Here is a 25,703-nt window from a genome sequence, read left to right as displayed (position 1 = left end):
CTCGTGCCGCTCAGCCTCCAAGCTGAATGGTGCGCTCCAGCGCAGCGGCGAAGCCGTTGAGGGGGACATTGAACACGACGGCCTGCCCGTTGCTGATGTTCTGCGCGGCAACGGTGAGCGTCTTGGCCTTGCTGATGGTGTCGGTCACAACCGTGGGAAAGGATACCGGTAGCAAACAGCCTTGCGCCGTGCAGGTGGAGAACCGGGTCTGCTCCAGATCCTTGCCGTCGAGCTTGAGGACGGCCCCGGCGTCGAACTTCAGCCCGAACGGCATCAGGATGTTGCCTTCGGCCTTTCCATCCCTCGGAATCAGCTCGATGGCAAAGATTTGCTGATTGGTCTCCTTGGAGGTCTGTATCTGTCCCAGGGTGCAGAGCTTGGCACCGCCATCGAGCAGGCATTTGACGATCCAGTCTCCGTAGGTCTCGCTGACCGCAGAAGCGCCCTTGGGAAGCTGGACGGGGCGGACCACGCCCTCCATCGCTGACGTCTGGCTCCTTGTGTCGATCGGAATCGAGACCGTACCCCCGCTGGCATCCGACTTGTCAGACGTTCGAGCGGCCTGCGCCGAACCGATGCCGGCCATGACGACGAGAGCTGCGATCGCCCGAAGACGTCTGTCTGTTGCGCTGACTCTCACCATGCCTTCGCTCCGCCTCGTCACATCTCGAAACCGAGATTCACTTTACGTGGGCATAATTCCCACGTATGAGAGGTACGTGTACTTGGAGAGCCGCCGACATGCAAGAGATTATCGCCGCCACCGTGATTGTTGCGATTGTTGCATTCTGCGGCGGGTATTTCTGGGCAGTTGCGCGTGAAGCCAGGATCACGAACAAGACCCCGAACAAGCAACAGCGGAAATGGTAGTCCGTAGGATGGGTAGAGCGCAGCGAAACCCATCATTCGCGCCCCGAATATGAATTGATGGGTTTCGCTTCGCTCTACCCATCCTACGCCCCACCGTTCCTCCCGCGATTTGCGCGCGGGACGCGTTTTCAACTATGGTCGCCGGATGGACATGCTCGTCAAGCTCTACGCCCTGCCCGATTCCCGGCCTGCCTATGATCGATTGCTTAAGGCCGGAATTGTCATGCGCCGGGCGCTCGCGCCCGAAAAGCACAAGGTCGTGGCCTGGGTGCAGGAAACGTTCAGTGAGGCATGGGCCAGCGAAACCGAGGTCGCGTTCGGTCGCCAACCAGTCTCCTGCTTCATCGCGATCCAGCAAAAGAAGATTTTGGGATTCGCCTGCCACGACGCGGCCTGTCGCAACTTCTTCGGTCCGACCGGCGTCGCGCCGAAGGCGCAGCAGGGCGGCATCGGCAAGGCGCTGCTGTTCGCCTGTCTCGAGGACATGAAACACCAGGGCTTCGGCTACGCCATCATCGGCGGCGTCGGGCCGGCCGAATTCTATGCGAAGGCCGTCGGCGCGGTGGCCATCGAAGGCTCAGCGCCCGGGATTTATCGGGGACTTCTGTAGCCGCGCCGCAGTATCGCGCCAGCTCGTAGAAATGGATGGGCGCGCCTGGCGGTCGCAGCGGTCTTGCGCACCTAGCAGTGCACGTCGGAACATGGCACACTTGCGATCGGTCGCACCTTTCGTGAGGTCTCCTTCAGCTTGACGGTGGCCACGGTCTTGTCGCGCAGAGAGACAGACTGACAGTCCTTTTGTTCAAGAAGGTCGGATAACCCAAAGATGGGCGGCGGGTTGAAGATCACGACCGGCATCATCGCCGCGGTGCTGGTCACTGCGGCGGTGGCTCAGGCACGCAGTGTGCTCGCTCCGCTCGCGGCCGCCCTGTTCATCATTGCGATCGTCTGGCCCATTCAGGAACGGCTCCAGTCGTGGCTACCGAAACTCCTCGCGCTCGCCATCACGGTCGTTGTTACGACCGCAACCTGCGCCGCGTTTGCCTCACTGGCGGCGTGGGGTTTCGGCCGCGTCGGGCGGTACCTGATTGCGGATGCGGCGCGGTATCAGGCCTTCTACGACGCCGCGGTGATCTGGCTGGATGGCCATGGCGTCTCGTTCGCCGGCCTTTGGGCGGAGCATTTCAATGTCGGCTGGCTGCTGCGCACCACGCAATACGTCACGGGCCGCATCAACACCACGTTGAGTTTCTGGCTCATCGCGCTGGTCTATGTTGTGCTCGGACTTCTCGAGGTCGACGATGCGGGTCGACGAATCCAGCGGCTGGAGAATCGCACGGCTGCGCGCGTGCTGCTCAAGGGCAGCAAAGCGACGGCCGCCAAGTTCCGGAAATATATGTTCGTACGGACGCAGATGAGCGCGGTCACAGGCCTGCTGGTCGGCCTGTTCGCTGCCGTGACCGGACTGCCTTTCGCATTCGAATGGGGCGTGATCGCATTTGTCCTCAACTACATTCCTTTCATCGGCCCTTTCATCGCGACCCTGTTCCCCACCTTGTTGGCCATGACGCAGTTCGAGAGTTGGCCCGCGGTGTTTGGTGTCTTCGCCTGCCTCAACGTCATCCAGTTCGTGGTCGGCAGCTATGTCGAACCGCGGGTCGCCGGCTCGACGTTGTCGATCTCGCCGTTCCTGGTGCTGTTTGCGATCTTCTTCTGGAGTTCACTTTGGGGCCTGTTCGGGACTTTCATCGGTGTGCCGATCACGCTCGCTATTCTGACCTTCTGTGCCGAGAGCCCCTCAGCCGCCTGGATCGCTGATCTCTTCGGCGGATCGCACGAAGATGAGCCGGAAATTTCCTAGTTTTTGGCGATTTCCACTCGCTCGGGCTTCGCGAGGCAGAGCTTCCAATCCGGCCCGACCGTCATTCTGTGGATGTAAAAATAGGTGACTGCATCATCGGCGCCCATCACCGGCGACGGGGCCGAGACGATCCTCGACGCACCACATCTACCGATCCAATCGATATGACGGTGACCGTGCATCACGACCGAGCGATCGGAGAACTTTTGCAACCTGCGCACAAACCAGCTGCCGTTGATCAAGGCCGTCCCGATGCGCTCGGCAAAGGTCTTCACCGGCATGGGATATTCCATCAAGTGATGATGTAGCGCGATGGTCCAGTACGCCGTCGGAAAATGACGAATCGCAACTTCCAATCGCCGCGTTTGCGCTTCCGAAACCAATCCGAGCGCGTTGGTGAAGGAGAAATGAGTTTCGGCATTGGAGTTGAGAATGGCGATCCCTAGGCCGCCGTCCTGGTCCGGCGGCAAGATCATTGGAAACTGATCATCGAACAATCCGCGCAGCGCAGCTGCGCGGCGAACGCCGCCGTGCTGCGCAAATTTCGTTATCCGATCATGATAGGGCGCCAGCGCCTGATTCAGCGTCACCGATGGTTTGCCGGAACCGTCGATAACGCGCACGCGATCGCCCTGGACAGCCGCGATCGCTGATAGGGTACGCATCTGCCGTAACCGCTTGCCTGGGCTGAACGGAAGGTCGAGGCGCGCGGGATTGGCGCGGTCTACAACGTTAACGTCATGATTTCCCGGAAGCATGACGACGCGCGCGGCGAGTTCGGGATGACTTGCCAATGTATCAAGAAATTCGGCCCATTCGCTGGGCCGGCCGGCATCCGTCATGTCGCCGCTGATCAACACGTGGTCGAGCGGATCAACGGCGTGAATCTCGGCAAGCCTCGCCAGCACGCGATTGAAGCGTTCGTTTCCCTGCGGACCAGCCGTCCCGCTTTCGATGCGGAAACCGTATCGCTCGCCGACCACGTGGAGATCGGACAGATGTGCAAGGCGCCAGAGACGGCCTCCGGGCGGCGTTGCGTCGAACGCGGCAAGATCAGCCGGTTGGTCCATACTGGCGTCGGCTACGCTCCAGGCCAATGATGCGACCGCAAGATAGCAGGACACGAGCACCACAGCGTTCGCGAACGTCGGCATCACAAGACGATGGATCAGGACCAGGTCATTGATGGTCGCGGTCCATTGCGAAGCCGGCCAAGCCAGGACCGCGACCAAGGCCGCACCAGCAGCGAGCAGTATGCCAGCGCCGACAGAGCAGCCGCGGCGCAGCCTCATGCGCGAGGCAGGAGTTGCGCCAGTGCGCCAAAGCAGCTCCGCCAGATGGCCCAGCGCCTCGCGCGCGAACGCGTAGCTCGGTTGGATCGCGAGCGCGTTGAGTGACCAAAAGCTGGTTTCCGCGATTTGAATTAGCGGTCGGCCGCCGAGCCATCCTAACGCCGCGATCGCAACCAGCGCCAGCACGGCGCCCACTTCGGACAGTGCAAGAACGTGTTGCGAAAGGCTCGAAATCCAGACGGACGCGACCAGCGGCGCAAGGCCGAGCAGCACGCCCGGAAGCAGGATCGAAATCGTCCAGGCAAATAGCAGTTTCGCCGGGCTTATCTCGACGAGAAGGCTGCCCACGATCGCGAACAACGACCGCTGCTCGGGGCTGGCGGCATTGTCCTCAAAGTCGCCGTGGCGGGGATCAAGCAGCATGCCGACGTCCCTCCGTTGCACAGCGCATTCTGTCACAAACCGCTCCAGACCAACATACGCGCGATCGACCCTGGTGGCGGGTTGCGTCGTTGACATCAATGCTTGCCTGGAGGTTTCACTCGGGCCTTGATCGGGAGGCTGAGGCGACCAAAAGCTGATCGATTCAGCGGTCACGACGCGTGCTGCTGACGAATAGGGTCGGCTAACGCACAACATCTCTTGGTGGCGTTGTAGCGGAGCCAGTCCGTAGGATGGGTGGAGCGGAGCGATACCATCATTCGCGCCTCGAATCTAAGTTGACGGGTATCGCTCCGCTCGCCCCATCCGCAGCTAGCGCAGCTTCCCGAAAAACTCCCGCACCTCGCCGACAAACAGCTCGGGCTGCTCGAACGCCGAGAAATGTCCGCCCTTCGGCATCTCGCGCCAGTGCTGAATGTTGGTGAAATTCGTCTCCATCCATTTGCGGACCGGCGTAACGATCTCTTTGGGAAATACCGCAACGCCGGTCGGCACGCTCACCTTGTGCGGGGTTCGCTTGCCGGGCCCAAAACTCTCCCAATAGAGCCGCGCCGACGATGCGGCCGTCTCGGTCACCCAGTACAGCATGACATTGTCGAGCAGTTCGTCGCGGCTGAGGATGTTTTCCGGATGCCCGTCGCAGTCGGTCCAGGCCCAGAACTTTTCCAGGATCCAGGCCGCCTGCCCGCTCGGCGAATCCGTCAGAGCATAACCGAGCGTCTGCGGCCGGGTGGACTGTTGCTTGGAATAGCCGGAATCCCAGTCGGCATAGTATTTGATGCCGTTGAGCGCACGGGTTTCCTCCGGCGTCGGCTGGCCCTCGACATTGGGCCGCGTCGACATCGCAAGCGTGATGTGAATGCCGGCGCAGTGTGCCGCGTCCTGCCCGCCGATCGAGGTCGTGACCGCGGAGCCCCAATCGCCGCCCTGCGCGAAATACCTGGAATAGCCGAGCCGCTCCATCAGGACGGCCCAGGCCCTGGCGATGCGATCGACGCCCCAGCCTGTGGTGTCCGGCTTGGCCGAGAAGCCGAAGCCCGGCAAGGACGGGCACACCACATGGAAGGCATCCGCCATGCTGCCGCCATGCGCCGTTGGATCGGTCAGCGGTTCGATCACCTTGTGGAACTCGACCACCGATCCCGGCCAGCCATGGGTGATGATCAATGGCCGCGCCTCCGGGTGCTTGGAGCGGACATGGATGAAGTGGATGCCGAGCCCGTCGATCTCGGTCGTGAACTGGCTGAAGCGATTGAGCTGCGCCTCGCGCTGCCGCCAATCATAGGTCTCGGCCCAATACTGGCAGATGTCCTTGATCCATTGCAGCGGCGCGCCCTGGCTCCAGTCGTCGACCAGTTCGGCCTCCGGCCAGCGGGTCCGGCGCAGCCGGGTGCGGAGATCCTCGAGGACATCGTCGCTGACGGCGATGCGGAACGGGCTGATGGCGGTAGTCATAGCGTCTCCCCGGGCTCGAAACCTGCCCGGGGAACATAGGGTCGGACCGTCAGCCGATCAAACCGTCAGGTGACGCTATTTGCCGATCGCCGTCTCCAGCAGCGCCTGGGCCTGCTTGGTGGCTTCGGCGAATGCCGGCTGCTCAGGGGCGTGCTGAACGAAGCAGTGCTTGAACGCATCTTCGCCCTGCTGGCGCAGGTCGCCGAGCTTGTCATAGGCCTTCCGGGTGAACTGCTTGCGCTCGAGCTTCTCGGCCGCTTCGTCGGCCTTCTTGTTGTAGTCGGTCCGGATCGCCGTACAGGCCGGCACCTTCACGGCCGGCTCGATCTCGCCATAGGCGATGTAGAACTTGCCGTTGGCGAGCGCGGCGACAAATACCTCGTCGGCGGCCTCAGGGGTTGTGTCCTGTGTGCGGCCGGCCAGGAAACCATAAGTCAGGGTGGCTGAGGCCGGTTTGACGACCGGCAGCTCGTTGAAGTTGATCACCGCGGCATCGGTCGAAATCGCCTGCGTGTACAGGCCCTCGAACTTCAGAGCCGGTTCGATCTGCTGCGGCACGTTTTTGCTGCCCTTGTCCCACCATGTCTTGTGCTCGTGCAGCCAGCGCGTGAATAGAGCTTCGGAGGTGACGATGATATGGGCTTTCGGCTCGACAAAGCCGCCGTCGGCGCGTTTTTCGCCGATCTTGCCGCCGTCCCTGCCCTTGTCCGCGTCGAAGCGCAGGCCGTCCAGCATGCCGAATCCCATATCGCCTTTATATAGAGTGTCGAGATTGAGCTGCGCTGGCGCGAAGCCCGGCCGGACGGGCTGGGACAGGATCGCGATCAACTGCCCCTTCAGCTCGTCGCGCGCGGCCGCCTCGGCCTTGTCGACGGCCTCGTCGATCTTGCCGTCCTTCTCCTGCTTGGCGAATTTGGCGATCGCGGCGTCACGCGCGGCAATGTAGCGGTCCTCCGGCGACGCGGCGCGGGTCGGCGAAAAGACCAGGATCGGGGATAGGACGAGGGCAAGGCGGAAAATAAAATGCATGCCCTGTGGTCGCCCGCAGGGCATGCAAGGTTCAAGGTCACGGGTACTACCAGCATATCCGTCGCCGACAGGCCCTCTGCCGGCACCGGATCTCGTCAGAGCCGGCCGGTCAGACCGCCCTTGTCAGACTGCCTTGGTCAGGCCGCCTTGGATTTCGCCACGTGGGTGGCAATGGCGTCCATCAGCGCCGGCGACAGGCAGTCATAGGGCTCGAGCCCAAGCTCCTTCAGCCGCGACCTGATCCCGGCCATGTCGGCCGGCTTGACGCCGGACTCGATCACCGACGACACGAAGGCGGCAAATCCCGGGGCCGCCGAACCGGACTCCTGGAACAGCTCGGGGTGGATGAAGTCGAGGCCATAGAACGGATGGCCCTTGTTCTCGATCCGGCCGTACATGTGGGTGCCGCATCCGGTGCAGGCATGGCGTTGGATCACCGCGGCCGCATCGACGATCTTCAGCTTGTCGCCGTTCTCCAGCACGGTGACGTTCTCGCGCGGCACGACCGCGACCACCGAGAATGTGGCGCCCGAAGGCTTCCAGCATTTGGTGCAGCCGCAGGCGTGGTTGTGGGCGACATCGCCCTTGACCCCCACCTTGACCTTCTTGTCCGCGCATTTGCAGACCAGTGTGCCGCCGGCAAAACTGCCGGAGCCTTGCTTGACGCCATTGTCGACTGACGGGTGGATATGAACAGTCATTGACCTATCCTCCTATTGCTTGGTGTTTTGATTTTAGAACACGACGACCGAACGGATCGATTTGCCCTCGTGCATCAGGTCGAAGCCCTTGTTGATCTCGTCGAGCTTGAGCATGTGGGTGATCATCGGATCGATCTGGATCTTTCCGTTCATGTACCAGTCGACGATCTTCGGCACGTCGGTGCGGCCGCGCGCGCCGCCGAACGCGGTGCCCTTCCAGACGCGTCCGGTGACGAGCTGGAACGGCCGGGTTGCGATCTCCTTGCCGGATTCCGCAACGCCGATCACGACCGACACGCCCCAGCCGCGATGGCAGGCTTCCAGCGCCTGGCGCATCACGTTGGTGTTCCCGGTGCAGTCGAAGGTGTAGTCGGCACCGCCGTCGGTCAGGCCCACCAAATGCTGCACGATATCGCCGCTCACCTTGGTCGGATTGACGAAATGTGTCATGCCGAACTGGCGGCCCCAATTGTCCTTTGAGTCGTTGATGTCGACGCCGATGATCTTGTCGGCGCCGACCATCTTGGCACCCTGGATCACGTTGAGGCCGATGCCGCCGAGGCCGAACACGACGACGTTGGAGCCCGGCGTCACCTTGGCGGTGTTGACGACAGCTCCGACGCCTGTGGTGACGCCGCAGCCGATGTAGCAGCTCTTGTCGAACGGCGCGTCCTCACGAATCTTGGCCACCGCGATCTCAGGCAGCACGGTGAAGTTCGAGAAGGTCGAGCAGCCCATATAGTGGAAGACCGTCTTGCCCTTGTAGCTGAAGCGCGAGGTGCCGTCGGGCATCACGCCCTTGCCCTGCGTCGCGCGGATCGCGGTGCAGAGATTGGTCTTCTGGCTCAGGCAGCTTTTGCACTGGCGGCATTCGGGCGTGTAGAGCGGGATCACGTGATCGCCAGGCTTCACCGACGTCACGCCGGCGCCGACCTCGCGAACGATGCCGGCACCTTCGTGCCCGAGGACCGAGGGGAAGATGCCTTCGCTGTCGAAGCCGTCGAGCGTATAGGCATCGGTGTGACAGATGCCCGTCGCCTTGATCTCGACAAGGACCTCGCCGGCCTTGGGGCCTTCCAGGTCGAGCTCGACGATCTCAAGCGGCTTCTTGGCTTCGAATGCGACTGCGGCGCGGGTCTTCATCTTGGTCTCCACAAAACATCAAACAGGTTTGTCATTCGCGCCGGTCAGGCTCAGTTCTTGTTGCCCATGCAGGCGTCTTCCGCCTTTCCATAGGCATCCGACTTGTCTTCGTGCTTGGCCGGCCGGACACGCCCAACCGCATCATTGGCGCGGGCGCGCAGGTACACATAGAGGTCGTCCATGTAGCAGGCAACGTTCGGATTATCGCCGAATGCCGGCATGACGTTTTCCTGCGACGTCGATACATTCTTGCGCCCGCTCGCGACCACACCCATGAAGTCGGCATAGCTCATGGTCTTGAGCGAGTCCTTCAACGCCGGCGCGTATGTCGAGCCCATGCCGTCGGGTCCGTGGCAGACGTGGCACTCCGAATGATAACGGCGGTAGCCGGAGTAGGTGTACCAGTCCACCGTACCGTCGGACGTCACCTTGAACGTTGGGTTGCCATCCTTGTCGAGATACTTGCCGTCCTCGGACTTGACGGCGGCTGGATCACCCACGTCCTCGGCGGAGGCAACTCCACCCATTGCCACGACGAAGATCGCAGCACTCACAAACCAGATCTTACGCAAAAGCCTATCCTCGCGTGCAGATTGAAGACGGACCGGCGCATGGAGATCACCCCATGCGCCGGAACGAGCTTGCTCAGCTCACTGCTGCGGCAGCGAGAACACGGTGAGCGTTCCGCCGAGCGCGGTATAGTTGCTCAGCGCGGCATAGCCACCGACTGCACCCAGACCGGCCGTCGGATCAGTCAGACCAGCCGCGAGGCCGATGCCTGCCCAACCGCCAACACCCGACAGCACGGCGATGTACTGCTTGCCGCCGTTCTCATAGGTGGTGACGTTGCCGATGATGCCGGACGGGGTCTTGAACTTGTAGAGCTCCTTGCCCGTCTTGGCGTCGACTGCCTTCAGGTAGCCTTCCAGCGTGCCGTAGAACACCACGCCGCCGGCGGTCGCGAGTGCGCCCGACCAGACCGAGAACTGCTCCTTGTTCGACCACACGATCTTGCCGGTCTTGCCGTCCCAGGCGATGAAGTTGCCCATGTTGGTCTCACCGGGGGGCGGATACATCGACAGCGTCGCGCCGACATAGGGCTGACCTGCGGTGTAGCTGACCTTGAACGGCTCGTAGTCCATGCAGACGTGGTTGGTCGGCACGTAGAACAGCTGCGTGTCCGGCGAATAGGCCGCCGGCTGCTCGTCCTTCGAACCCAACGCCGCCGGGCAGATGCCCTTGACGTTGTGGTCTTCGCCGGCCTTGTCGGTCGACGCTGCGTCAAGAACCTTCGGACGACCATAGGTCGGCGAGCTCTTGTTCATGTCGACGCCGGAGGTCCAATTCACCTTCGGATCATACTTCTCGGCGACCAGCAGTTCGCCGGTGGCGCGATCGAGCGTGTAGCCGAGGCCGTTACGATCGAAGTGCGTCAGCAGCTTGCGCGCCTTGCCGTCGATGCTCTGATCCGAGAGGATCATCTCGTTGACGCCGTCATAGTCCCATTCGTCATGGGGCGTCATCTGATAGACCCACTTGGCAACGCCGGTATCCGGGTTGCGCGCCCAGATCGTCATCGACCACTTGTTGTCGCCGGGACGCTGCTTCGGATTCCAGGTCGAGGGGTTGCCCGATCCGTAATAGACGAGGTTGAGTTCGGGATCATAGGAGATCCAGCCCCAGGTCGCGCCGCCGCCGATCTTCCACTGATCGCCTTGCCACGTCTTCAAGCTCGAGTCCTTGCCGATCGGCTTGCCAAGCTCGGTAGTCTTGTCGTCGACCAGGAGCTGGTCATCCGGGCCTTCCGAGAATCCGCGCCAGACCAGCTTGCCGGTCTTGAGGTCGTAGGCCGTCATGTGGGCCTGAACGCCGAACTCGCCGCCAGAGATGCCGACCAGGACCTTGTCCTTGACGACCATCGGCGCCGACGTACCGGTCGATCCCTTGCTCGGATCGCCGTTCTTGACGCTCCACTCGACCTTGCCGGTCTTCGCATCGAGCGCAACCAGCGTGGTGTCGGCCTGATGCAGGATGATCTTGCCGTCACCATAGGCGACGCCGCGATTGACCGTGTCGCAGCACATTACCGGAATGACGTTCGGATCCTGCTTCGGCTCGTACTTCCAGACGATCTGGTTGTCCTTGGAAAGGTCAATAGCGTAGACCTTGTTCGGGAACGGCGTATGCACGTACATCATGTTGCCGATGATCAGCGGGCCACCTTCGTGACCGCGCAGCACGCCGGTCGAAAACGTCCACGCTACCTGCAACTTTCCGACGTTCGAGGCGTTGATCTGATTCAGCTTCGAATACCGCTGATTGGTGTAGTCGCCGGTCGGCATCACCCAGTCTTTCGGGTTCTGCGCCATCTTGTGGAGTTCGTCATTGGCGTTGGCAGCTCCGGCGGCGAACACCGCCATTGCCCCAAGGCTGGTCGCGTAAAGCAACTTGCGCATCGTGGATTTCCTCCCAGGTTCAAGAGCTCAAGGGTTTCCGCCGAAACGGCCCCACTTCTTCCATTTTGGTACCCCAGTGGTAGTCCGATCGAATCCCGCTGACTTGCCCAGCAGCGAAGCGCCGTTTGCTCAGAAGCGAAGCATTGTCAGATTTTTGCGGTTGGACCGCGAATTGGCGGTAAAGGCTGCTTCATGTTGCAGGGCATCAAACGCCTTCAGTGCTGTTCCAGCGTCGGATAGAATCGGCCCAAGGTTGCGCTTGACGCGCCCAGAACTAAGTCGGAGGATCGCCCGGCTTTGATCGGGAAGAAATCCCGCTGCCTCCCTAAACTATTCAGAATCAGGGAGAAGGCGCATCATCCCGAACCGGAATTAGGCGCGATGGGCAGTCACGTTGGGGATCGAATCGGTGGCTGGAAAGATGACCGACACAGTCCATTCACTCAGCACGAACGGATTGACGCCCAAGCGGCAGATCCAGCGCTGGTCGGATGCGCTCACTGACCTCTGCGGTCAGTTCGACGTCGATGCGCTGGAAGGATCCTCGCTCGAGGGCCGGATCAATTTCACAACCGTATCGCGATTGAAGCTGTGCCAGATCGAGGCAAGCCAGCACCGCATCGCGCATACCATCTCGCGCATCAAGCTGAGCGAGCACCCCTACATCAAGATCGTGTTCCAGACCCACGGCGTCTCGCATTTCGAGCAGGACGGTCTGCACTTCGACATCATGCCAGGCGACTGCTTCGCCTACGACGTGTCGTGTCCGCATACGATCATCAGCCCATCCCTGACGCGTCACGAGGTTGTCATCGTTCCGAAGGACCTGCTCAAGGAGCGCGGTTTCCAACTCTCCAAGATGGCGCCATGCAAGCTCTCGGCGCGTAACGGCACCGGCCGCATCGCCTATGATTTCGTCCATGCCGCGTTCGGCGAGGCGCCGACACTGACCCCGGTCAACGCCGTCGGCGTGGCCGATGCGCTGATCGACCTGCTCTTGCTGCCGCTGCGCGAGACCGGCGCGATGTTCGACCGCGGCAGCGCCGAGGCGACCTATGTGCGGGCCCAGGGCTTCATCCGCGAGCATCTGCGCGATCCGGATCTCTGCATCGACCGCATTTCCGCGGCGCTCGGCTGCTCGAAGCGCTATCTGCACATGCTGTTCAGCGATCGCGGCATGACGGTCAGCGACTACATCTGGAAGGCACGGCTGCAGAATTGCCGGCAGGAGTTGGAATCCCAGAACGGTAAGACCATCACGGACGTCGCGTTTTCCTGGGGCTTCTCGAGCTCATCGCATTTCAGCCGCGTATTCCGGAAGTATTTTGGCATCGCCCCCTCCTCCGTGCACAAGGGTCTGCACGGCGGCATGCCGGTCGATGTGGTACTGGAATAGCGTTTCGCCTGGCGTGCAGGCGCCACGCCATGCCGTCCATCAAGCTGTCCTCAATCAAACTTTCCTCGATCAAAGCTTGGGCGCGCAACCTCAAACGAGACAGCGTTGCGCTGTATCTCGCGTCGCGTGATCCGCGCGTACCGTGGTACGCAAAGGCCCTCGCCGTCGCCATCGCGGCCTATGCGCTCTCACCCATCGACCTGCTTCCGGATTTCATTCCGGTCATCGGATATCTCGACGATCTGATCCTGCTGCCGCTCGGCATCTGGCTTGCGATCTCGCTCGTTCCGGATGATGTGATGGGCGAATGTCGCGCCAATGCCAGCGCCGTCTTGCAACGCCCGACCAGTCGAGCGGGAATGATCGCGATCATCGTGCTCTGGATCGCCGGCGCACTCGCGCTGGCATGGGCCGTCTTCGCATACTGGCCGCGAATCGCGCCCTAAGCCTGCGCGGCCTTTGGCACCAGTGCCTCGACCGTCACGCCGTCATCGCTGGAATTGATCTTGAGCGTGCCTCCGAGCGCGAGGATTCGTTCCTGCATGCCGGTCAAACCGCGGCCAAGGCGGTGATCCCTGAGCAGGCCGCGGCCGTTGTCGCGGACGCGCACCAGCGCGCAGCCGCGGCTGCCGCGCAGGCCGGTCTGCCGCTCCGCAGGCTCGATCGTGATGTCGACTGCCGTTGCGCCGGCGTGGCGGAATACATTGGTGAGCGCTTCCTGGACGATGCGATAGATCGTCAGATCTGCCGTCTCGCCGGTCTCGCCGAGATCGGGCGATATGCTGCTCTCGATCTCCACCTCCGGGTGGGTGTCGCCCCACAGCCGCACCAGCGCGCCAAGTGCTTCCGCAAGCCCAAGCTCCGCCAAACCCACCGGCCGCAATCGCTCCAGGATGCGGCGAGTGAACTGCTGAAGCGCATTGACCTGCTCGAGGATCGCGCTGCCGTGCTTGCGGAGCGCAGCAGGATCGGGCTTTTCGACCTCCGACAGCCGCGTCAGCGCGCCGGCATGCGCGCGCAGCGCGAACAGATAGGGCCCGAACTCATCGTGCAATTCGCGCGCGATCTCCTTCCGTTCGGAATCCTGCAGCGAGACCGCACGTTCGGCCAGCTGCCGCTTGCTGTCGACGGCTTCGCCAAGGGTCGCGGCCAAATGGTTCAGTTTGGCACAGATTGCAGCCAATTCAGGCGATCCGCCGGGCTCGACGCGTGCGTCGTAATCCCCGGCCTCGATACCGGTCATGGCCTGCGACAGCGCTTCCAGCGGCGCAAGTGCGCGGCCAACCACCAGCATGGTCACCAGCAGCAGCGCCGCCGCGATCGCGGAGCCGATCTCGATCTGGGTGACGATGCCGTCCCAGATCTCGGCCATTTCGTCATCGGGATGCGAGGTGATGACAAGCGATTGCGGCTTGCCGTGAACCGAGATCGGCACCCGCACCGAGGTCTGCTCGGGATGAACGAGCGCGACGAACCACTCCGGCGGAGCGCGCGGATCGCCTGCCTCCTCCGGGTGCTCGGGAGACTTTGCGGTTGCGTCATCCTGCCGCGTGATGCTGACGTGACGCAGCCGGCTCAGATCCTGAACGATCTGGTCGAGCCGCGCATCCGGATCCGGCACCTCGTCGAGGCCGGCCACCATCGTCGCGACAAACTCGCGCGCCAGCCGGATCACGCTCTGGTCCTCGGCCTGGACGCGCGGTCCCGCTTCAAGCACGAGGCGCGCAATATTGATGCCCAACCCGAGCGCCAATATCAGCGCCAGCAGCAGGTTGATCCGTGCGCGCAAGGATAGCTTTTGCCACATGACGTTGCCCCCGACCACGACTCCTCCTCCGAGAGGATCGTTGACAGCCAAATTTGCCCGGCTATCTAATCGCACCCTATCGCAATCTCGTGCGAGGTGCACAACCGGTCGGAACCGAGGTGTTCTTCGTGCAAATCGATGTGGACGAAGAGTGAATCGAAGCAGGTCGCCGGAACAACGCCATGCGCATTCTGATCGTTGATGATCATCCCATCGTTGCCTCCGGTTGTCGCACCGTGTTCGCCGACGATCCCGATATCATCCTGCTGGAAGCTGCGGATGCCGAAAGCGGCGAACGCGCGTTCGTCGCGGAGAAGCCCGATCTCTGCGTGATCGACATCAACCTGCCGACCGTCTCCGGCTTCGAGCTGGCCCGCCGTATCCTGACCCGCGATGCATCCGCGCGCCTCATCATGTTCAGCATGAACGACGACCCGGTGTTCGCCGCCCGTGCCATCGACATCGGCGCCAAGGGCTACGTCTCGAAGACCGGCGACCCCAACGATCTGGTGGAGGCGGTGCGCGAGGTCGGCAATGGCGGCGTTTATCTGCCGCCCGCCATCGCACGCAACGTCGCCTTTGCGCGGCCGGGCTTTGCGCAAAATCCACTCTCCAAGCTCACCTCGCGCGAGATGGAGATCCTGCGCCTGCTCAGTTCCGGCAAGAGCCTGTCGGAGATCGCCTGGCTGGTGCATTCGTCATACAAGACGGTCGCGAACACGTCATCGATCATGCGCCAGAAGCTTGGCGTGCGCACCTCGGCAGAGCTGGTGCGGTTGGCGATCGAGAGTGGCGTCGGCTGACGTCGCGCTCCAACACAGAGGAATATGGCAATGCAGACGGTGTCCCAGAACAAGTCGCATGGCGGTACGCAAGGCGTTTACCGGCATCCAAGCCGCGAGACCAAGACCGACATGACCTTCTCGGTGTTTGTCCCGGAGCATGCAGCTGGGGCCAAGCTGCCTGTCGTCACCTATCTCTCGGGACTGACCTGCACGCACGCCAACGTCACCGAGAAGGGTGAATTCCGGCAGGCCTGCGCAGAGCTCGGCCTGATCTTCGTCGCGCCCGACACCAGCCCGCGCGGCGAAGGCATCCCCGGCGATCCCGCCAACGCCTACGATTTTGGCCTCGGCGCAGGCTTCTATGTCGATGCGACCGAGCCACCGTTCGCGACCAATTACCGGATGTGGAGCTATGTCACCGAGGAATTGCCGAAGCTGATCGCCGAGCAATTTCCGGTCGATACGGCGCGGCAATCGATCCTCGGTCACTCCATGGGCGGCCATGGCGCGCTGACGGCCGCGCTGCGCTATCCCGATCGGTATCGCGCGGCGAGCGCGTTCGCGCCGATCGTGGCTCCGTCGCAGGTGCCGTGGGGCAACAAGGCGCTGGGCGGCTATCTCGGCAGCAACAAGCAGGCGTGGCGCAAGCACGACGCGGTCGCGCTGATCGAGGACGGCGCCCGTTTCTCCGATCTGCTGGTCGACTATGGCGATGCCGATGGCTTTCTCACCGAACAGCTGCGGCCCGAGCTCCTGAAGGGCGCCTGCGAGAAGGCCAACATTCCGCTCACCCTGCGGCGACAGCCCGGCTACGATCACAGCTATTACTTCATCTCGACCTTCATGGCCGATCATCTGCGCTGGCACGCCGCGCGGTTGAAGGCTTGAGCGTCACTTCACCGCGGGAAGGGTGCGTATCCCGTCATCCTGCGGAGGCCGCAACGCGGCCGTCTCGAAGGATGCACGGCCCGGCTGGTGGCCGTCGACCCTTCGAGACGCGCGCAAAGAGCGCGCTCCTCAGGGTGACGGAGATGGACTGCCGTCGCCCCATCAACGTTATTGCGAGCGAAGGACTGCTTTACCGCGCTTGCGGCGCGCCGTAGTTCGGCGCGAGCAATCGGTTGCGGACGACGTAGGCAGTGGCACGCGACCATGATTCATCGGTATTGCCGCGCATGTCGGCGCTCGCCGCTGCCACCAATTGCCCGGTATGCACGTCGCGCAGATAGAGATTGATGTTGAGGATGAGGTTGGAGACCTTCTGCACCACGCCGGTCATCGCAAGATCGGCGCCTAGCTCGCCGGCCAGCTTCACGTCGCATCCACCGCAGGCCTGAAGATTGGCGCCGTGCGCCGCAGCATTGACGGGCGCGATGTCGAGCACGTGGAACTTACCGGAATCTGCAAGCTCCTTGCGTACCTGATCGCCGGTCCGGAGCAGCCGCGCCTGTTCGTCGGTCCGCGGTCCATCCACCTCCCCTTGAAGGCTGGTGTCGATCATCTCGAGGTCGAACACCGCGAGCTTGAGCGGTTCGGCGCGCGCCGCCGCAGACATCAGCAGCAAAGATATGACGAAGACGAACGCTGATCTCATGATTGTGAACCAATCGAAATTTGGTACCGCGCAACGACAAAAAGCGGGGTTGCAAGCTAGGCCAATTCCGGCATCTTGCAAGTCAACGCTTGGGCCGGAATAGCGAAGTCGCTTTTCGACAACGCCATGCCCGGTGAAGAATGACTGCGGGAGGAATTATGTTCCGATGGCTGATCGGCACGATCGCGCTCAGCATGGTGGCGACTAGAGCGCTGGCGGCTGATCCCGTCGAGGTCCATATCGGCTATCTCGGCCATGCCGGCATCAAATCGACGCTCTCGCTGGTCGAGCAACCGGCAGACAATGACGGCATCGCCGGCGCACGCCTTGCGATCGAAGACAACAATACGACCGGAAAATTCCTCAACCAGCGCTTCGTGCTCGATGAGGTCAAGGTCAAGGATAGCGCCGATGTCGCCAAGGTCGCGACCGATCTCGCCAGCCGCAACGACTATATCATCACCGACCTGCCCGCCGACGCCCTGCTCAAGGTCGCCGACGCGCTGCGCGACCGCGGCACCGTGCTGTTGAATGCCGGCGCGATCGACGATCGGCTGCGCGAGCAGGACTGCCGCGCCAACGTGATCCATGTCGCACCGACCCGCTCGATGCTGGCGGACGCGCTGGGCCAATACCTGGTGTGGAAGCAGTGGAAACGCTGGCTGCTGGTGACTGGCTCGCACGATCAGGACAAGCTGTACGCCGACGCGCTGCGCCGCGCCGCCACGCGCTTCGGTGCCAAGATCGTTCAGGAACGGACATTCGAGGACACCGGCGGCGCGCGCCGCACCGACTCCGGCGTGACGCTGATCCAGCGCCAGATGCCGGTGTTCACGCAGCAGGCACCGGCTTACGACGTGCTGGTCGCCGCCGACGAGAGCGAGGTGTTCGCGAACTATCTGCCCTACCGGACCTGGGACCCGCGCCCCGTGGCAGGTTCGGCGGGCCTGGTGCCGACCAGCTGGGACGCAGCGCATGACCAATGGGGCGCGGTCCAGATCCAGAACCGCTTCGTCAAGCTGAACATGCGCCGCATGACGGCACTCGACATGCAGGCCTGGACCGCTGCGCGCATGATCGGGGAAGCCACCTCCCGCACCAATTCGGGGGATTCCAAGAAGGTCATCGCCTTCCTCAAGGGCAAGGATTTCTCGATCGCCGCCTTCAAGGGCACGCGATTGACCCTGCGAGACTGGAATCTGCAGCTCCGCCAGCCGATCCTGCTGGCCGATGGTCGTATGGTCGTTTCGGTCTCGCCGCAGGAAGGTTTCCTGCATCAGGTCTCCGAACTCGACACGCTCGGTGTTGACCGGCCTGAAACGAAGTGCAAGCTGCAGTGAGGGAGATGAAACGTATGTGGCGCCGCTGTCTGTTGACCGGGATGCTCGTTTGGCTTGCCGCGACACCGGCGTCCGCCTTCGTTGCCTACGTCTCCAACGAGAAGGGCAACACCGTCACGGTGATCGACACCAACAGCTGGACGGTGACCAAGACCATCAAGGTCGGCCAGCGGCCGCGCGGCATCGAATTCTCGCGCGACGGCAAGTTCGTGATGGTCGCGGTCGGCGACGACGACACGATCCAGGTGATCGATACCAAGACCCAGGAGATCGTCGACGCCCTGCCCTCCGGCCCCGACCCGGAATTGTTCACCCAGGATGCCGCCGGCAAGACCATGTATGTCGCCAACGAGAACGACAACACGGTCACCGTGATCGATCTCGAGAAGCGCGCCCGGCTCGGCGACATCCAGGTCGGCGTCGAGCCCGAGGGTATGACGATCAGCCCGGACGGCAAGATCCTGATCAACACCTCTGAGACCACCAACATGGCGCATTTTATCGACACGACGACGCGCCAGATCGTCGCCAATGTGCTGGTCGATTCGCGGCCGCGCTTCGCCCAGTTCAAGCGTGACGGCTCCGAATTGTGGGTCTCCTCCGAGATCGGGGGCACGGTGTCGATCATCGACCCGGCCAAGCGCGAGGTGACCGGCAAGATCACCTTCGAAATCCCGGGCCTGCGCAACGAGGCGATCCAGCCCGTCGGCATCGGCATGACCAAGGACGGCAAGACCGCGTTCGTCGCGCTCGGCCCCGCCAACCGCATCGCGGTGGTCGACGGCGCGACCCACAAGGTCCTCAAATATCTCCTGGTCGGCCAGCGGGTTTGGCACATGGATTTCACCCCGGACGAGAAGTACCTCATGGTCACCAACGGCGTGTCGAACGATGTCTCGGTGATCGACGTCGCGGCCCAGAAGGTGATCAAGACCATTCAGGTCGGCGAATTGCCCTGGGGGATCACGATCGCACAGCCATGACCGCAACCGACTCCCATATCGCGAGCCAGCCCTCGCCGGATGCAGGCCCTGTAGCAGCCGTGCAGCCGGCGCTGTCTATCGGCAATGTCAGCCACAGCTACGGCCCGCGGCGCGCCTTGATCGATGTCAATTTCACGGTTCAGCCTGCGAGCTTCACTGCATTGCTGGGCCTCAACGGCGCCGGCAAGAGCACATTGTTTTCGCTGGTGACGCGGCTGTTCGGCATCCAGAACGGCCAGATCAAGATCTTCGGCCACGACATCAGCCGGACGCCGGGCGAGGCGCTACGGCTGATGGGCGTCGTGTTCCAGCCGCGCACACTCGATCTCGATCTCTCGCTGACGCAGAACCTGCTGTATCACGCCGCGCTGCACGGCATCTCGCGGCGCGAGGCGCGGCTGCGCAGCGCCGAGGTGCTCGCCCGCATCGGTCTTGCCGACCGCGCCGCCAGCAAGGTGCGCGATCTCTCCGGCGGCCAGATGCGGCGGCTCGAGATTGCCCGCGCGCTGCTGCACCGACCGCGGCTGCTGCTGCTCGACGAGGCCACCGTCGGGCTCGACGTCAAGGCGCGCGCCGACATTCTCGACCATGTCCGCCAGCTCGTCACCGAACAGGGCATCGGCGTGCTCTGGGCGACGCATCTGTTCGACGAGATCATGCCGGGCGACGACCTCGTGGTGCTGCACCAGGGCCGGATGCTGGCGCATGGCCCGATGTCGCGCGTGATCGCGGACGCGGGCGCCCAGGACGTCAACACCGCATTCATGCGCCTGACCGGAACGGCAACCCTCACCGGAAAACCGCCAACATGAGCAGCACGACGGTCACGCCTGAGCGAAGCGGCTTCTCGGTGTCGGAATACATCGTCTGCCTGAACGGCATCGTATGGCGCGAGGCGCTGCGCTTCCTGCATCAGCGCGAGCGCTTCGTCTCGGCGCTGGTCCGGCCGCTGGTCTGGCTGTTCATCTTCGCCGCCGGCTTCCGGCAGGTGCTCGGCATCTCGATCATCCCGCCCTATGAGACCTACATCCTCTATGAGGTCTATATTGCGCCCGGCCTGATGGCGATGATCCAGCTCTTCAACGGCATGCAATCGTCGCTGTCGATGGTCTATGACCGCGAAATGGGCAACATGCGCACGCTGCTGGTCAGCCCGCTTCCGCGCGGCTATCTCCTGTTCTGCAAGCTGCTCGCCGGCACCGCGGTGTCGCTGCTCCAGGTCTACGCCTTCCTGCTGATCGCGTGGTTCTGGGACATGACACCGCCGACCATCGGCTACCTCACCGTGCTTCCGGCGCTGATGCTCTCGGGCCTGATGCTCGGCGCATTGGGCATGCTGATCTCGGCCAGCATCAAGCAGCTGGAAAATTTCGCCGGCGTGATGAACTTTGTGATCTTCCCGATGTTCTTCGCGTCGTCGGCCCTCTACCCGCTCTGGCGTGTGCAGGAAGGCAGTCCGATGCTGTACTATGTCTGCCAGTGCAATCCGTTCACGCATGCGGTGGAGCTGATCCGGTTTGCGCTGTACGGCAAGATGAACTGGGTTTCGCTCGCGGTGGTCGGCGGCTGCACGGTGGTGTTCATGATCGGCGCGATCCTGGCCTACGATCCATCGCGCGGCCTGGCGCGCCGCGGACCCGGCGGAGGCGAGGCATGACAGGCTGGCGGCCAGCACTGGGCGCGGCGCTCGCGATGGTTCTGTCGAACCAGGTCGCGTTCGCTGCCGACCCGCGTTATCCGGACTGGCCTTGCGCGCAGGCCAAGGTGCCCGAGATCTCGCTCGCCGCGGTCTGGGCCGGGCCGCCGCTCGGCGATGCCGAGACCAAGTGGCGGGACGATCCGAAGATCAGCCAACTTGCGACCAAGCTCGCGGCGCGCCGCGTTCCGCTCGAGGATGCGCAGAAGGAGATCACCGATTTCCTGTCGGCCGCCGCGGCTGACAAGGCCAATGCGGGAAAACTGCTGTTCGCGGGCCTGTTCGATACGCTCAACGGCCAGCGGGCCTCGGTCATGAACGGGCTGGAGCGCGTGATGCGCAAGCAGCGCGAGGCCGCGGAAAAGATCCGCGCCGACACGATCGCGCTTCAGGCGTTGCAGGACGCCACGCCGCCGGACCAGGCCAAGGTCGACGAACTCGGCAACCAGCTGGTCTGGGAGACGCGGATATTCGAGGACCGCGGACGCGTGGTGAAATTCGTCTGCGAGGTGCCGACCATCATCGACCAGCGGCTGTTCGCGCTGGGCCGCACCATCCAGCAGGAGCTGGATTAGGCCTGCGGCCGATCGCCCCAGCGATCATCAACAGGCCGCCGGAACAAACTGCCCCGCCCGCTCGTTGTCTCCAACTATATCTGAAGTTGGGAGACCTCGATGAGAGCAGCCAAGATCGTCATGACCAGCCTCGCCGCCGCGAGCCTGATCACCACAGCGGCTTTGGCCCAGCAATCCATGTCGGGAATGGTCACCAAGATTGACCGACTAAGTGGAACCATCTCGATCCAACAGACGCAAACCGGCACGGTGGGCGCGGCCGGGGGCGCCATTCAGGAATACAAGGTGCCCAAGGGACAGTCGCTCGAAGAGCTTCACGCCGGTGACAAGGTAACGTTCACCACCACTGACGGCGACGGCGGCAAGGCCATCAGCAAGCTCGACAAGCAGAAGTAGCTCGCTGGAGCATTTTCCCCAGCCGTGCAAGGACGGGCTCACTGCTCGCTCTCGCGCGGCTCGGGCTCCGCATCCGCCAGCGGCAGGTTGGCACGCTCCCAGCCGTCGGTTCCCTCCGGATACCACGCCACGTTGCGGTAGCCGTAGGAAAGCACGCGCTTGGCGGCGTTCCATGACATCCAGCAATTTTCCTGGCAATAGATCACGAGCAATCTGACCTTGTCGTCGCCGGAAGCACGGGCGAGGCCGCGCCGCAGATAGTCCTCGGTCGATGCGGCGAGCTTGCCGTAGCCGGTGTCGGGCAACCAGATGCTGCCGGGAATATCGCGATGCGGCCGCTCGCGCCACACCGTGCCGGCCGGCAGATTGGGCTTCGGCGCGCGCGGCAGCACGTCGACGAACGCGCCGGACTTGTCGCGCCAGATCGCTTCCGCCTCCGTGGTCGTGAGCACGCGTGCGCCTGCAAGCGTGATCGGCACCGGCGCGCGATAATCCTCGGTCCGGTAGCCCTCGGGCTCTGTAGGCGGGTCCTGCGCGCGGACATGCGAAACGGCGAGCAATATCACCGCAAGCATGGCCGCGAGCTTGATCATGGCGATTTGGTCGCAGTCTCCGGCCCGATCGGACGGTCGTTCTCGTCGAGCAGCGGAACGCCGAAGTCGAGCAGGATCTTGTTGATCGCCGGCTGGTTCTCCTGGATCAGGCGATTGAGCTGCCGCTTCCAGTTCTGATCGGACGCCCGCACGCCCATGCCGATGCGATAGACCAGCTTGGGTCCTGTGGTCTCCTTCAGCAGCGGCGTGACATGCAGCGGCGGGGTCGCCTTCTTGGCATAAAAGCCGGCCATCGGCCCCCACAGGATGCCAGCGTCGATCTCGCCCTTTTCGAGGTCGTTCATCATCGCCTCGGCCGAGGAATCATAGCGCGTGTCGATCATCAGCGGATAAGGCTTCGCATTGCTCATCAGGCCGTTGATGGCCATGTTGGTTGCGGGCGGCGTTCCGGCGACGATGCCGATATGCTTGCCCTTCAGCCGCGCATCCTCGAGCGTCGTGACCTCATCCAGTCCACTGCCCGGCTTGGCAACGATCGCATAGGCCGTGCGGTAATACGGATTGGTCCCCTGCGCGAGGTCGTCGCCTTGCGGAAAGCCCATGATCACGTCGCAGCGATGCGAGCCGAGCGTGACCCGCACGAAGCCGGTCGCCTGCGGGAAATACATATAATCCAGCTTCTTTTGCAGCTTCTCGGCGAACAGCTCGCCGATCTTGTTCTCAAAGCCCTCGCCCTTGTCATTCGAGAACGGCAGGTTGCGCGGATCGGCGCAGATGCGCAGCACCTTGGGATCGACCAGCTCGATGGAGAGTTCGCCCTGCTCATTGACCTGCGCACGCGCGACGTCGCGGCCGGCGAGACAGACGATGAAGCCGGCAAGCGCGAGCAGAACAGGACGGCATCCGATAACTCTCATTGCGCGGTCTCCTCTTGATCGGACAGATTGCCGCCGTCCACCAATTGCCCGGCGCACCATGACGTGCAACAGGGATAATGATCGCGACGGCGCCGCGTTGCTTGTTGCAGCGCAAACGGGAGCGCGGCGACATCGCTCGCGCGTCCGGGAAAAACTGAGGCGGAAACATGGCTCATGGCGGTTCGGTGCTTGCGCTGCTCCTGATGCTTTGGGCGCCGACCATAGCGCGGGCTCAAGAGGCGGAATTGCCTGTGAGCGAAGTCGCCCCCGGAATATTCGTTCACACCGGGGTCACTGCATTGATGACGCGCGACAACGAAGGCGCCATCGCCAATGTCGGCTTCGTAGTCGGCGACAGCGCCATTGCCGTCATCGACACCGGCGGCAGCGTCCGCGAAGGGCAGCAATTGCTCGCCGCGGTGCGCAGCCATAGCGACAAGCCGATCCGCTACGTGATCAACACCCACGCGCATCCGGATCATAGCTTCGGCAACGCGGCGTTCGTCGCTGACGGGACCAGCTTCGTCGGCCACAAGGCCCTGCCCCGCGCGCTGGCGGCGCGCGGGCAATTCTATCTCGACGGCTTTCGCCGGACCATGGGCGATGCGTTGATCGACGAGGTCCGGATCATTCCGCCGACCATGCTGGTCGCGGACACGCTGAAACTCGACCTCGGCGGAAGGACCCTCACCCTGAAGGCATGGCCACCGGCCCACAGCGACAACGACCTCACGGTGTTCGATGAACGCACCCAGACCCTGTTCGCCGGCGATCTGGTGTTCCTCGAGCATATTCCCGTGGTCGACGGCAGCCTCAAGGGCTGGCTGCATGCGCTCGACGACCTCCAGGCTATTCCCGCCGAGCGCGTGGTTCCCGGTCACGGCCCCGTGAGTGCGTGGCCCGCGGCGCTTGCCGACGAGCGGCGTTATCTTGAGATGCTGGCCGCGGACGTCCGCGCGCTGGTCGCAAGCGGCAAGCCGATCACGGCTGCGGCGGAGCACGCCGCGGCGGCCGAGCGGCCACGCTGGCAACTGTTCGACGACTACAACGCTCGCAACGCAACTGCAGCATTCTCGGAAATTGAATGGGAGTAGCTGTTCGTCCTATAATGACGCGGCTGCATAGGATCTCGCGAACATGACTGGACACCGCGCCCGCCTGCTTTGCATCGCCAGCCTTCTGACGATCGCGCTGGGGACACCCGCTGCGTCCGCGGCCGAGACCTATGATCCCTGGCCGGGTCTCGTCCAGGACATCTTCAGCAATCGTCCGATGAATGACGGCAACGATATCATCGGCATCGAGATGCCGGCGCGCGCGGAAGACGCGGCAATCGTGCCGGTGACGCTGCGCACCAAGCTGCAGCCCGGCGACAGCCGCCGCGTCGTCGCGATCACGCTTGTCATCGACGAGAACCCGGCGCCGATGGCCGCAAAATTCACGCTCGGTCCCGACGCCAATGTCACCGAGATCTCGACCCGGGTCCGGGTCAACAACTACACCAATGTGCACGCCGTCGCCGAGCTTAGCGACGGCAAGCTCTACGTGAGCAAGGTCTATGTCAAAGCATCCGGCGGCTGCTCGGCACCGGCCGGCAAGAACGTCGAGGAAGCGAAGAATCGGCTCGGCCAGATGCGCTATCGGCAATTCACAAAGTCCGAACAGGGGCCGGCGACAAGCACACGGGAAGCCCAGATCATGATCGGGCATCCGAACAATTCAGGCCTGCAGATGGACCAGGTCACGCAGCTCTATATCCCGGCCTTCTTCGTCAATGAGCTGCACATCTGGCAGGATGACAGTCCGGTGCTCGCGATGGAGGGCGGGATCTCGATTTCAGAGGACCCCAACATTCGCTTCACCTACGTCTCGAATGGCGCCAAGCACTTCCGTGCCGAGGCCAAGGACACCGACGGGCACGTCTTCGACCACGAATGGAAGGTCGAGAATCCCGGGACCTGACGCGTTCGCGTCGCGCGATAGGCGTTAGAAGCACCTCACTTCGGCTTCCGCCTGCGCCCGCCTGAGGTCGCTGAGCGCGTTGGCGGCCTGCTCGGACGAGCGGAACTGGCCGCCCAGATTGCCGCGCACCTGCGCCATGCTCAGCACGGTCTCGGCGGTGACGTAGCGATCATAGGGGATGATCGAGGCGACCACGTCGATCGAGCAGGAACATTGTTCGATCGACTGCCGGGATTCGCCATTGGACTTCATGCAGCCGAACACATATTCGGCCCGCGCCGAGGTCGGATAGTCGTTGATCTCCTGGGCCCGTACGCTGATGCTCGTCCCGGCGACCACGGCCAAGACGGCGACAATCGGTCGTAGCATGCCAGCTCCTGCCATGGTCCTGCTTCCTCTTCTCTTCCGGCAAGCTATGCTATGGATGTTGATCAGAAAAGAAAACATTCG

The 25,703-nt window shown here is 62.9% G+C and carries 28 protein-coding genes; 15 read left to right on the top strand and 13 right to left on the bottom strand.

All coding sequences use genetic code 11. From position 1 onward, the window contains the following. Positions 1 to 10: 10 nt before the first annotated feature. A complete protein-coding gene (locus Q0030_RS02430) occupies positions 11 to 586 on the bottom strand; it encodes an invasion associated locus B family protein (RefSeq protein WP_298362904.1) in 576 nt (191 codons plus the stop codon). Between the two features lie 155 nt (positions 587 to 741). On the opposite strand from Q0030_RS02430, the gene Q0030_RS02425 reads away from it, so the two are divergent. The 3 genes from Q0030_RS02425 (at position 742) to Q0030_RS02415 (ending at position 2,731) form a co-directional block, all read left to right on the top strand. After that, complete coding sequence (locus tag Q0030_RS02425) at positions 742 to 870, top strand: hypothetical protein (RefSeq protein ID WP_298362902.1); 129 nt, start codon at positions 742 to 744, stop codon at positions 868 to 870. Positions 871 to 1,015: 145 nt separating this feature from the next. Further along, positions 1,016 to 1,480 carry a GNAT family N-acetyltransferase gene (locus Q0030_RS02420; protein ID WP_298362899.1) on the top strand — a complete coding sequence of 155 codons (465 nt, stop codon included), beginning with the start codon at positions 1,016 to 1,018 and terminating at the stop codon, positions 1,478 to 1,480. A 216-nt stretch (positions 1,481 to 1,696) separates the two neighbouring features. Further along, on the top strand, positions 1,697 to 2,731 hold the full coding sequence (locus tag Q0030_RS02415; protein ID WP_298362897.1) for an AI-2E family transporter: 1,035 nt from the start codon (positions 1,697 to 1,699) through the stop codon (positions 2,729 to 2,731). Here Q0030_RS02415 and Q0030_RS02410 read toward each other — a convergent pair. From Q0030_RS02410 to xoxF5, 7 genes are all read right to left on the bottom strand, one after another. Next, positions 2,728 to 4,446: a metallophosphoesterase gene (locus Q0030_RS02410; protein WP_298362893.1), complete on the bottom strand. Its 1,719-nt coding sequence runs from the start codon at positions 4,444 to 4,446 to the stop codon at positions 2,728 to 2,730. The genes Q0030_RS02415 and Q0030_RS02410 overlap by 4 nt on opposite strands. 330 nt (positions 4,447 to 4,776) lie before the next feature. Continuing rightward, a complete protein-coding gene (locus tag Q0030_RS02405) occupies positions 4,777 to 5,919 on the bottom strand; it encodes an epoxide hydrolase family protein (RefSeq protein WP_298362891.1) in 1,143 nt (380 codons plus the stop codon). A 75-nt stretch (positions 5,920 to 5,994) separates the two neighbouring features. Beyond that, entirely contained in the window at positions 5,995 to 6,948 is a 954-nt protein-coding gene (locus tag Q0030_RS02400) for a hypothetical protein (protein WP_298362889.1), read from the bottom strand. Positions 6,949 to 7,085: 137 nt separating this feature from the next. Beyond that, entirely contained in the window at positions 7,086 to 7,649 is a 564-nt protein-coding gene (gfa, locus tag Q0030_RS02395) for an S-(hydroxymethyl)glutathione synthase (protein ID WP_298362884.1), read from the bottom strand. Between the two features lie 33 nt (positions 7,650 to 7,682). Then, a complete protein-coding gene (locus tag Q0030_RS02390) occupies positions 7,683 to 8,792 on the bottom strand; it encodes an S-(hydroxymethyl)glutathione dehydrogenase/class III alcohol dehydrogenase (RefSeq protein WP_298362879.1) in 1,110 nt (369 codons plus the stop codon). A 50-nt stretch (positions 8,793 to 8,842) separates the two neighbouring features. Then, positions 8,843 to 9,319 (bottom strand): c-type cytochrome, methanol metabolism-related, encoded by a 477-nt coding sequence (locus Q0030_RS02385; protein WP_298363226.1) that lies wholly within the window; start codon positions 9,317 to 9,319, stop codon positions 8,843 to 8,845. A gap of 123 nt (positions 9,320 to 9,442) precedes the next feature. Next, positions 9,443 to 11,248, bottom strand: a complete 1,806-nt coding sequence (gene xoxF5 / locus Q0030_RS02380) for a lanthanide-dependent methanol dehydrogenase XoxF5 (RefSeq protein ID WP_298362876.1) — start codon at positions 11,246 to 11,248, stop codon at positions 9,443 to 9,445. Between the two features lie 421 nt (positions 11,249 to 11,669). Between xoxF5 and Q0030_RS02375 the strand changes: the two genes are divergently transcribed. Both Q0030_RS02375 and Q0030_RS02370 read left to right on the top strand, forming a co-directional pair. Further along, entirely contained in the window at positions 11,670 to 12,644 is a 975-nt protein-coding gene (locus Q0030_RS02375; RefSeq protein ID WP_076859017.1) for a helix-turn-helix domain-containing protein, read from the top strand. A 29-nt stretch (positions 12,645 to 12,673) separates the two neighbouring features. Beyond that, positions 12,674 to 13,090 (top strand): YkvA family protein, encoded by a 417-nt coding sequence (locus Q0030_RS02370; protein ID WP_298362867.1) that lies wholly within the window; start codon positions 12,674 to 12,676, stop codon positions 13,088 to 13,090. On the opposite strand, the gene Q0030_RS02365 is transcribed toward Q0030_RS02370, so the two are convergent. Then, positions 13,087 to 14,451 carry a histidine kinase gene (locus Q0030_RS02365; protein WP_298362864.1) on the bottom strand — a complete coding sequence of 455 codons (1,365 nt, stop codon included), beginning with the start codon at positions 14,449 to 14,451 and terminating at the stop codon, positions 13,087 to 13,089. The two genes, Q0030_RS02370 and Q0030_RS02365, sit on opposite strands and share 4 nt — an antisense overlap. Before the next feature lie 182 nt (positions 14,452 to 14,633). Here Q0030_RS02365 and Q0030_RS02360 point away from each other — a divergent pair, with 182 nt between their 5' ends. Both Q0030_RS02360 and fghA read left to right on the top strand, forming a co-directional pair. Then, positions 14,634 to 15,254 (top strand): response regulator transcription factor, encoded by a 621-nt coding sequence (locus Q0030_RS02360; protein WP_298362861.1) that lies wholly within the window; start codon positions 14,634 to 14,636, stop codon positions 15,252 to 15,254. A gap of 24 nt (positions 15,255 to 15,278) precedes the next feature. Then, the gene (fghA, locus tag Q0030_RS02355; RefSeq protein ID WP_298362858.1) at positions 15,279 to 16,124 is read left to right on the top strand and encodes an S-formylglutathione hydrolase; all 846 of its coding nucleotides are present in this window, start codon (positions 15,279 to 15,281) and stop codon (positions 16,122 to 16,124) included. Positions 16,125 to 16,314: 190 nt separating this feature from the next. Here fghA and Q0030_RS02350 read toward each other — a convergent pair whose 3' ends face one another. Continuing rightward, positions 16,315 to 16,830, bottom strand: a complete 516-nt coding sequence (locus Q0030_RS02350; protein ID WP_298362855.1) for a DUF3280 domain-containing protein — start codon at positions 16,828 to 16,830, stop codon at positions 16,315 to 16,317. A gap of 158 nt (positions 16,831 to 16,988) precedes the next feature. On the opposite strand from Q0030_RS02350, the gene Q0030_RS02345 reads away from it, so the two are divergent. The 6 genes from Q0030_RS02345 to Q0030_RS02320 all read left to right on the top strand — a co-directional run bounded on the left by Q0030_RS02345 (position 16,989) and on the right by Q0030_RS02320 (position 21,820). Then, on the top strand, positions 16,989 to 18,170 hold the full coding sequence (locus Q0030_RS02345) for an ABC transporter substrate-binding protein (protein WP_298362853.1): 1,182 nt from the start codon (positions 16,989 to 16,991) through the stop codon (positions 18,168 to 18,170). Positions 18,171 to 18,175: 5 nt separating this feature from the next. Continuing rightward, complete coding sequence (locus tag Q0030_RS02340; protein WP_298362850.1) at positions 18,176 to 19,153, top strand: YVTN family beta-propeller repeat protein; 978 nt, start codon at positions 18,176 to 18,178, stop codon at positions 19,151 to 19,153. After that, entirely contained in the window at positions 19,150 to 19,965 is an 816-nt protein-coding gene (locus Q0030_RS02335) for an ABC transporter ATP-binding protein (RefSeq protein ID WP_298362846.1), read from the top strand. The genes Q0030_RS02340 and Q0030_RS02335 overlap by 4 nt, the downstream gene beginning before the upstream one ends. Then, positions 19,962 to 20,810 (top strand): ABC transporter permease, encoded by an 849-nt coding sequence (locus Q0030_RS02330; RefSeq protein WP_298362843.1) that lies wholly within the window; start codon positions 19,962 to 19,964, stop codon positions 20,808 to 20,810. Before Q0030_RS02335 ends, Q0030_RS02330 begins: the two co-directional genes overlap by 4 nt. Next, a complete protein-coding gene (locus tag Q0030_RS02325) occupies positions 20,807 to 21,424 on the top strand; it encodes a hypothetical protein (RefSeq protein ID WP_298362841.1) in 618 nt (205 codons plus the stop codon). The genes Q0030_RS02330 and Q0030_RS02325 overlap by 4 nt, the downstream gene beginning before the upstream one ends. Positions 21,425 to 21,523: 99 nt before the next feature. After that, on the top strand, positions 21,524 to 21,820 hold the full coding sequence (locus tag Q0030_RS02320) for a copper-binding protein (protein WP_298362838.1): 297 nt from the start codon (positions 21,524 to 21,526) through the stop codon (positions 21,818 to 21,820). A 38-nt stretch (positions 21,821 to 21,858) separates the two neighbouring features. Here Q0030_RS02320 and Q0030_RS02315 read toward each other — a convergent pair whose 3' ends face one another. Continuing rightward, complete coding sequence (locus Q0030_RS02315) at positions 21,859 to 22,413, bottom strand: PQQ-dependent catabolism-associated CXXCW motif protein (RefSeq protein ID WP_298362835.1); 555 nt, start codon at positions 22,411 to 22,413, stop codon at positions 21,859 to 21,861. Beyond that, positions 22,410 to 23,291 (bottom strand): substrate-binding domain-containing protein, encoded by an 882-nt coding sequence (locus tag Q0030_RS02310; RefSeq protein WP_298362832.1) that lies wholly within the window; start codon positions 23,289 to 23,291, stop codon positions 22,410 to 22,412. The genes Q0030_RS02315 and Q0030_RS02310 overlap by 4 nt, the downstream gene beginning before the upstream one ends. 167 nt (positions 23,292 to 23,458) lie before the next feature. Here Q0030_RS02310 and Q0030_RS02305 point away from each other — a divergent pair, with 167 nt between their 5' ends. Both Q0030_RS02305 and Q0030_RS02300 read left to right on the top strand, forming a co-directional pair. Continuing rightward, the gene (locus Q0030_RS02305) at positions 23,459 to 24,385 is read left to right on the top strand and encodes a quinoprotein relay system zinc metallohydrolase 2 (protein ID WP_298362829.1); all 927 of its coding nucleotides are present in this window, start codon (positions 23,459 to 23,461) and stop codon (positions 24,383 to 24,385) included. Between the two features lie 43 nt (positions 24,386 to 24,428). Beyond that, positions 24,429 to 25,253 carry a quinoprotein dehydrogenase-associated SoxYZ-like carrier gene (locus tag Q0030_RS02300; RefSeq protein ID WP_298362827.1) on the top strand — a complete coding sequence of 275 codons (825 nt, stop codon included), beginning with the start codon at positions 24,429 to 24,431 and terminating at the stop codon, positions 25,251 to 25,253. A 24-nt stretch (positions 25,254 to 25,277) separates the two neighbouring features. Here the strand turns inward: Q0030_RS02300 and Q0030_RS02295 are convergent, their stop codons facing one another. Further along, positions 25,278 to 25,637, bottom strand: a complete 360-nt coding sequence (locus Q0030_RS02295) for a hypothetical protein (RefSeq protein ID WP_298362825.1) — start codon at positions 25,635 to 25,637, stop codon at positions 25,278 to 25,280. Between the last annotated feature and the right edge of the window lie 66 nt (positions 25,638 to 25,703).

This window comes from uncultured Bradyrhizobium sp., from assembly GCF_947648125.1.
Lineage (GTDB): Bacteria > Pseudomonadota > Alphaproteobacteria > Rhizobiales > Xanthobacteraceae > Bradyrhizobium.
Note: the sequence above shows the minus strand (reverse complement) of the source record. Positions and strands in the feature narration are given on the sequence as shown.

What these genes read in the sequence shown, in the direction of transcription:
- Q0030_RS02370 (WP_298362867.1), top strand. Translation starts at nt 12,674, where the DNA reads ATGCCGTCCATCAAGCTGTCCTCAATCAAACTTTCCTCGATCAAAGCT.
- Q0030_RS02415 (WP_298362897.1), top strand. Translation starts at nt 1,697, where the DNA reads ATGGGCGGCGGGTTGAAGATCACGACCGGCATCATCGCCGCGGTGCTG.
- Q0030_RS02330 (WP_298362843.1), top strand. Translation starts at nt 19,962, where the DNA reads ATGAGCAGCACGACGGTCACGCCTGAGCGAAGCGGCTTCTCGGTGTCG.
- Q0030_RS02385 (WP_298363226.1), bottom strand. Translation starts at nt 9,319, where the DNA reads ATGGGTGGAGTTGCCTCCGCCGAGGACGTGGGTGATCCAGCCGCCGTC.
- Q0030_RS02410 (WP_298362893.1), bottom strand. Translation starts at nt 4,446, where the DNA reads ATGCTGCTTGATCCCCGCCACGGCGACTTTGAGGACAATGCCGCCAGC.
- Q0030_RS02425 (WP_298362902.1), top strand. Translation starts at nt 742, where the DNA reads ATGCAAGAGATTATCGCCGCCACCGTGATTGTTGCGATTGTTGCATTC.
- fghA (WP_298362858.1), top strand. Translation starts at nt 15,279, where the DNA reads ATGGCAATGCAGACGGTGTCCCAGAACAAGTCGCATGGCGGTACGCAA.
- Q0030_RS02315 (WP_298362835.1), bottom strand. Translation starts at nt 22,413, where the DNA reads ATGATCAAGCTCGCGGCCATGCTTGCGGTGATATTGCTCGCCGTTTCG.
- Q0030_RS02400 (WP_298362889.1), bottom strand. Translation starts at nt 6,948, where the DNA reads ATGCATTTTATTTTCCGCCTTGCCCTCGTCCTATCCCCGATCCTGGTC.
- Q0030_RS02295 (WP_298362825.1), bottom strand. Translation starts at nt 25,637, where the DNA reads ATGGCAGGAGCTGGCATGCTACGACCGATTGTCGCCGTCTTGGCCGTG.
- Q0030_RS02420 (WP_298362899.1), top strand. Translation starts at nt 1,016, where the DNA reads ATGGACATGCTCGTCAAGCTCTACGCCCTGCCCGATTCCCGGCCTGCC.
- gfa (WP_298362884.1), bottom strand. Translation starts at nt 7,649, where the DNA reads ATGACTGTTCATATCCACCCGTCAGTCGACAATGGCGTCAAGCAAGGC.
- Q0030_RS02310 (WP_298362832.1), bottom strand. Translation starts at nt 23,291, where the DNA reads ATGAGAGTTATCGGATGCCGTCCTGTTCTGCTCGCGCTTGCCGGCTTC.
- Q0030_RS02300 (WP_298362827.1), top strand. Translation starts at nt 24,429, where the DNA reads ATGACTGGACACCGCGCCCGCCTGCTTTGCATCGCCAGCCTTCTGACG.
- Q0030_RS02365 (WP_298362864.1), bottom strand. Translation starts at nt 14,451, where the DNA reads ATGTGGCAAAAGCTATCCTTGCGCGCACGGATCAACCTGCTGCTGGCG.
- Q0030_RS02360 (WP_298362861.1), top strand. Translation starts at nt 14,634, where the DNA reads ATGCGCATTCTGATCGTTGATGATCATCCCATCGTTGCCTCCGGTTGT.
- Q0030_RS02320 (WP_298362838.1), top strand. Translation starts at nt 21,524, where the DNA reads ATGAGAGCAGCCAAGATCGTCATGACCAGCCTCGCCGCCGCGAGCCTG.
- Q0030_RS02405 (WP_298362891.1), bottom strand. Translation starts at nt 5,919, where the DNA reads ATGACTACCGCCATCAGCCCGTTCCGCATCGCCGTCAGCGACGATGTC.
- xoxF5 (WP_298362876.1), bottom strand. Translation starts at nt 11,248, where the DNA reads ATGCGCAAGTTGCTTTACGCGACCAGCCTTGGGGCAATGGCGGTGTTC.
- Q0030_RS02305 (WP_298362829.1), top strand. Translation starts at nt 23,459, where the DNA reads ATGGCTCATGGCGGTTCGGTGCTTGCGCTGCTCCTGATGCTTTGGGCG.
- Q0030_RS02430 (WP_298362904.1), bottom strand. Translation starts at nt 586, where the DNA reads ATGGCCGGCATCGGTTCGGCGCAGGCCGCTCGAACGTCTGACAAGTCG.
- Q0030_RS02335 (WP_298362846.1), top strand. Translation starts at nt 19,150, where the DNA reads ATGACCGCAACCGACTCCCATATCGCGAGCCAGCCCTCGCCGGATGCA.
- Q0030_RS02325 (WP_298362841.1), top strand. Translation starts at nt 20,807, where the DNA reads ATGACAGGCTGGCGGCCAGCACTGGGCGCGGCGCTCGCGATGGTTCTG.
- Q0030_RS02375 (WP_076859017.1), top strand. Translation starts at nt 11,670, where the DNA reads ATGACCGACACAGTCCATTCACTCAGCACGAACGGATTGACGCCCAAG.
- Q0030_RS02345 (WP_298362853.1), top strand. Translation starts at nt 16,989, where the DNA reads ATGTTCCGATGGCTGATCGGCACGATCGCGCTCAGCATGGTGGCGACT.
- Q0030_RS02340 (WP_298362850.1), top strand. Translation starts at nt 18,176, where the DNA reads ATGAAACGTATGTGGCGCCGCTGTCTGTTGACCGGGATGCTCGTTTGG.
- Q0030_RS02350 (WP_298362855.1), bottom strand. Translation starts at nt 16,830, where the DNA reads ATGAGATCAGCGTTCGTCTTCGTCATATCTTTGCTGCTGATGTCTGCG.
- Q0030_RS02390 (WP_298362879.1), bottom strand. Translation starts at nt 8,792, where the DNA reads ATGAAGACCCGCGCCGCAGTCGCATTCGAAGCCAAGAAGCCGCTTGAG.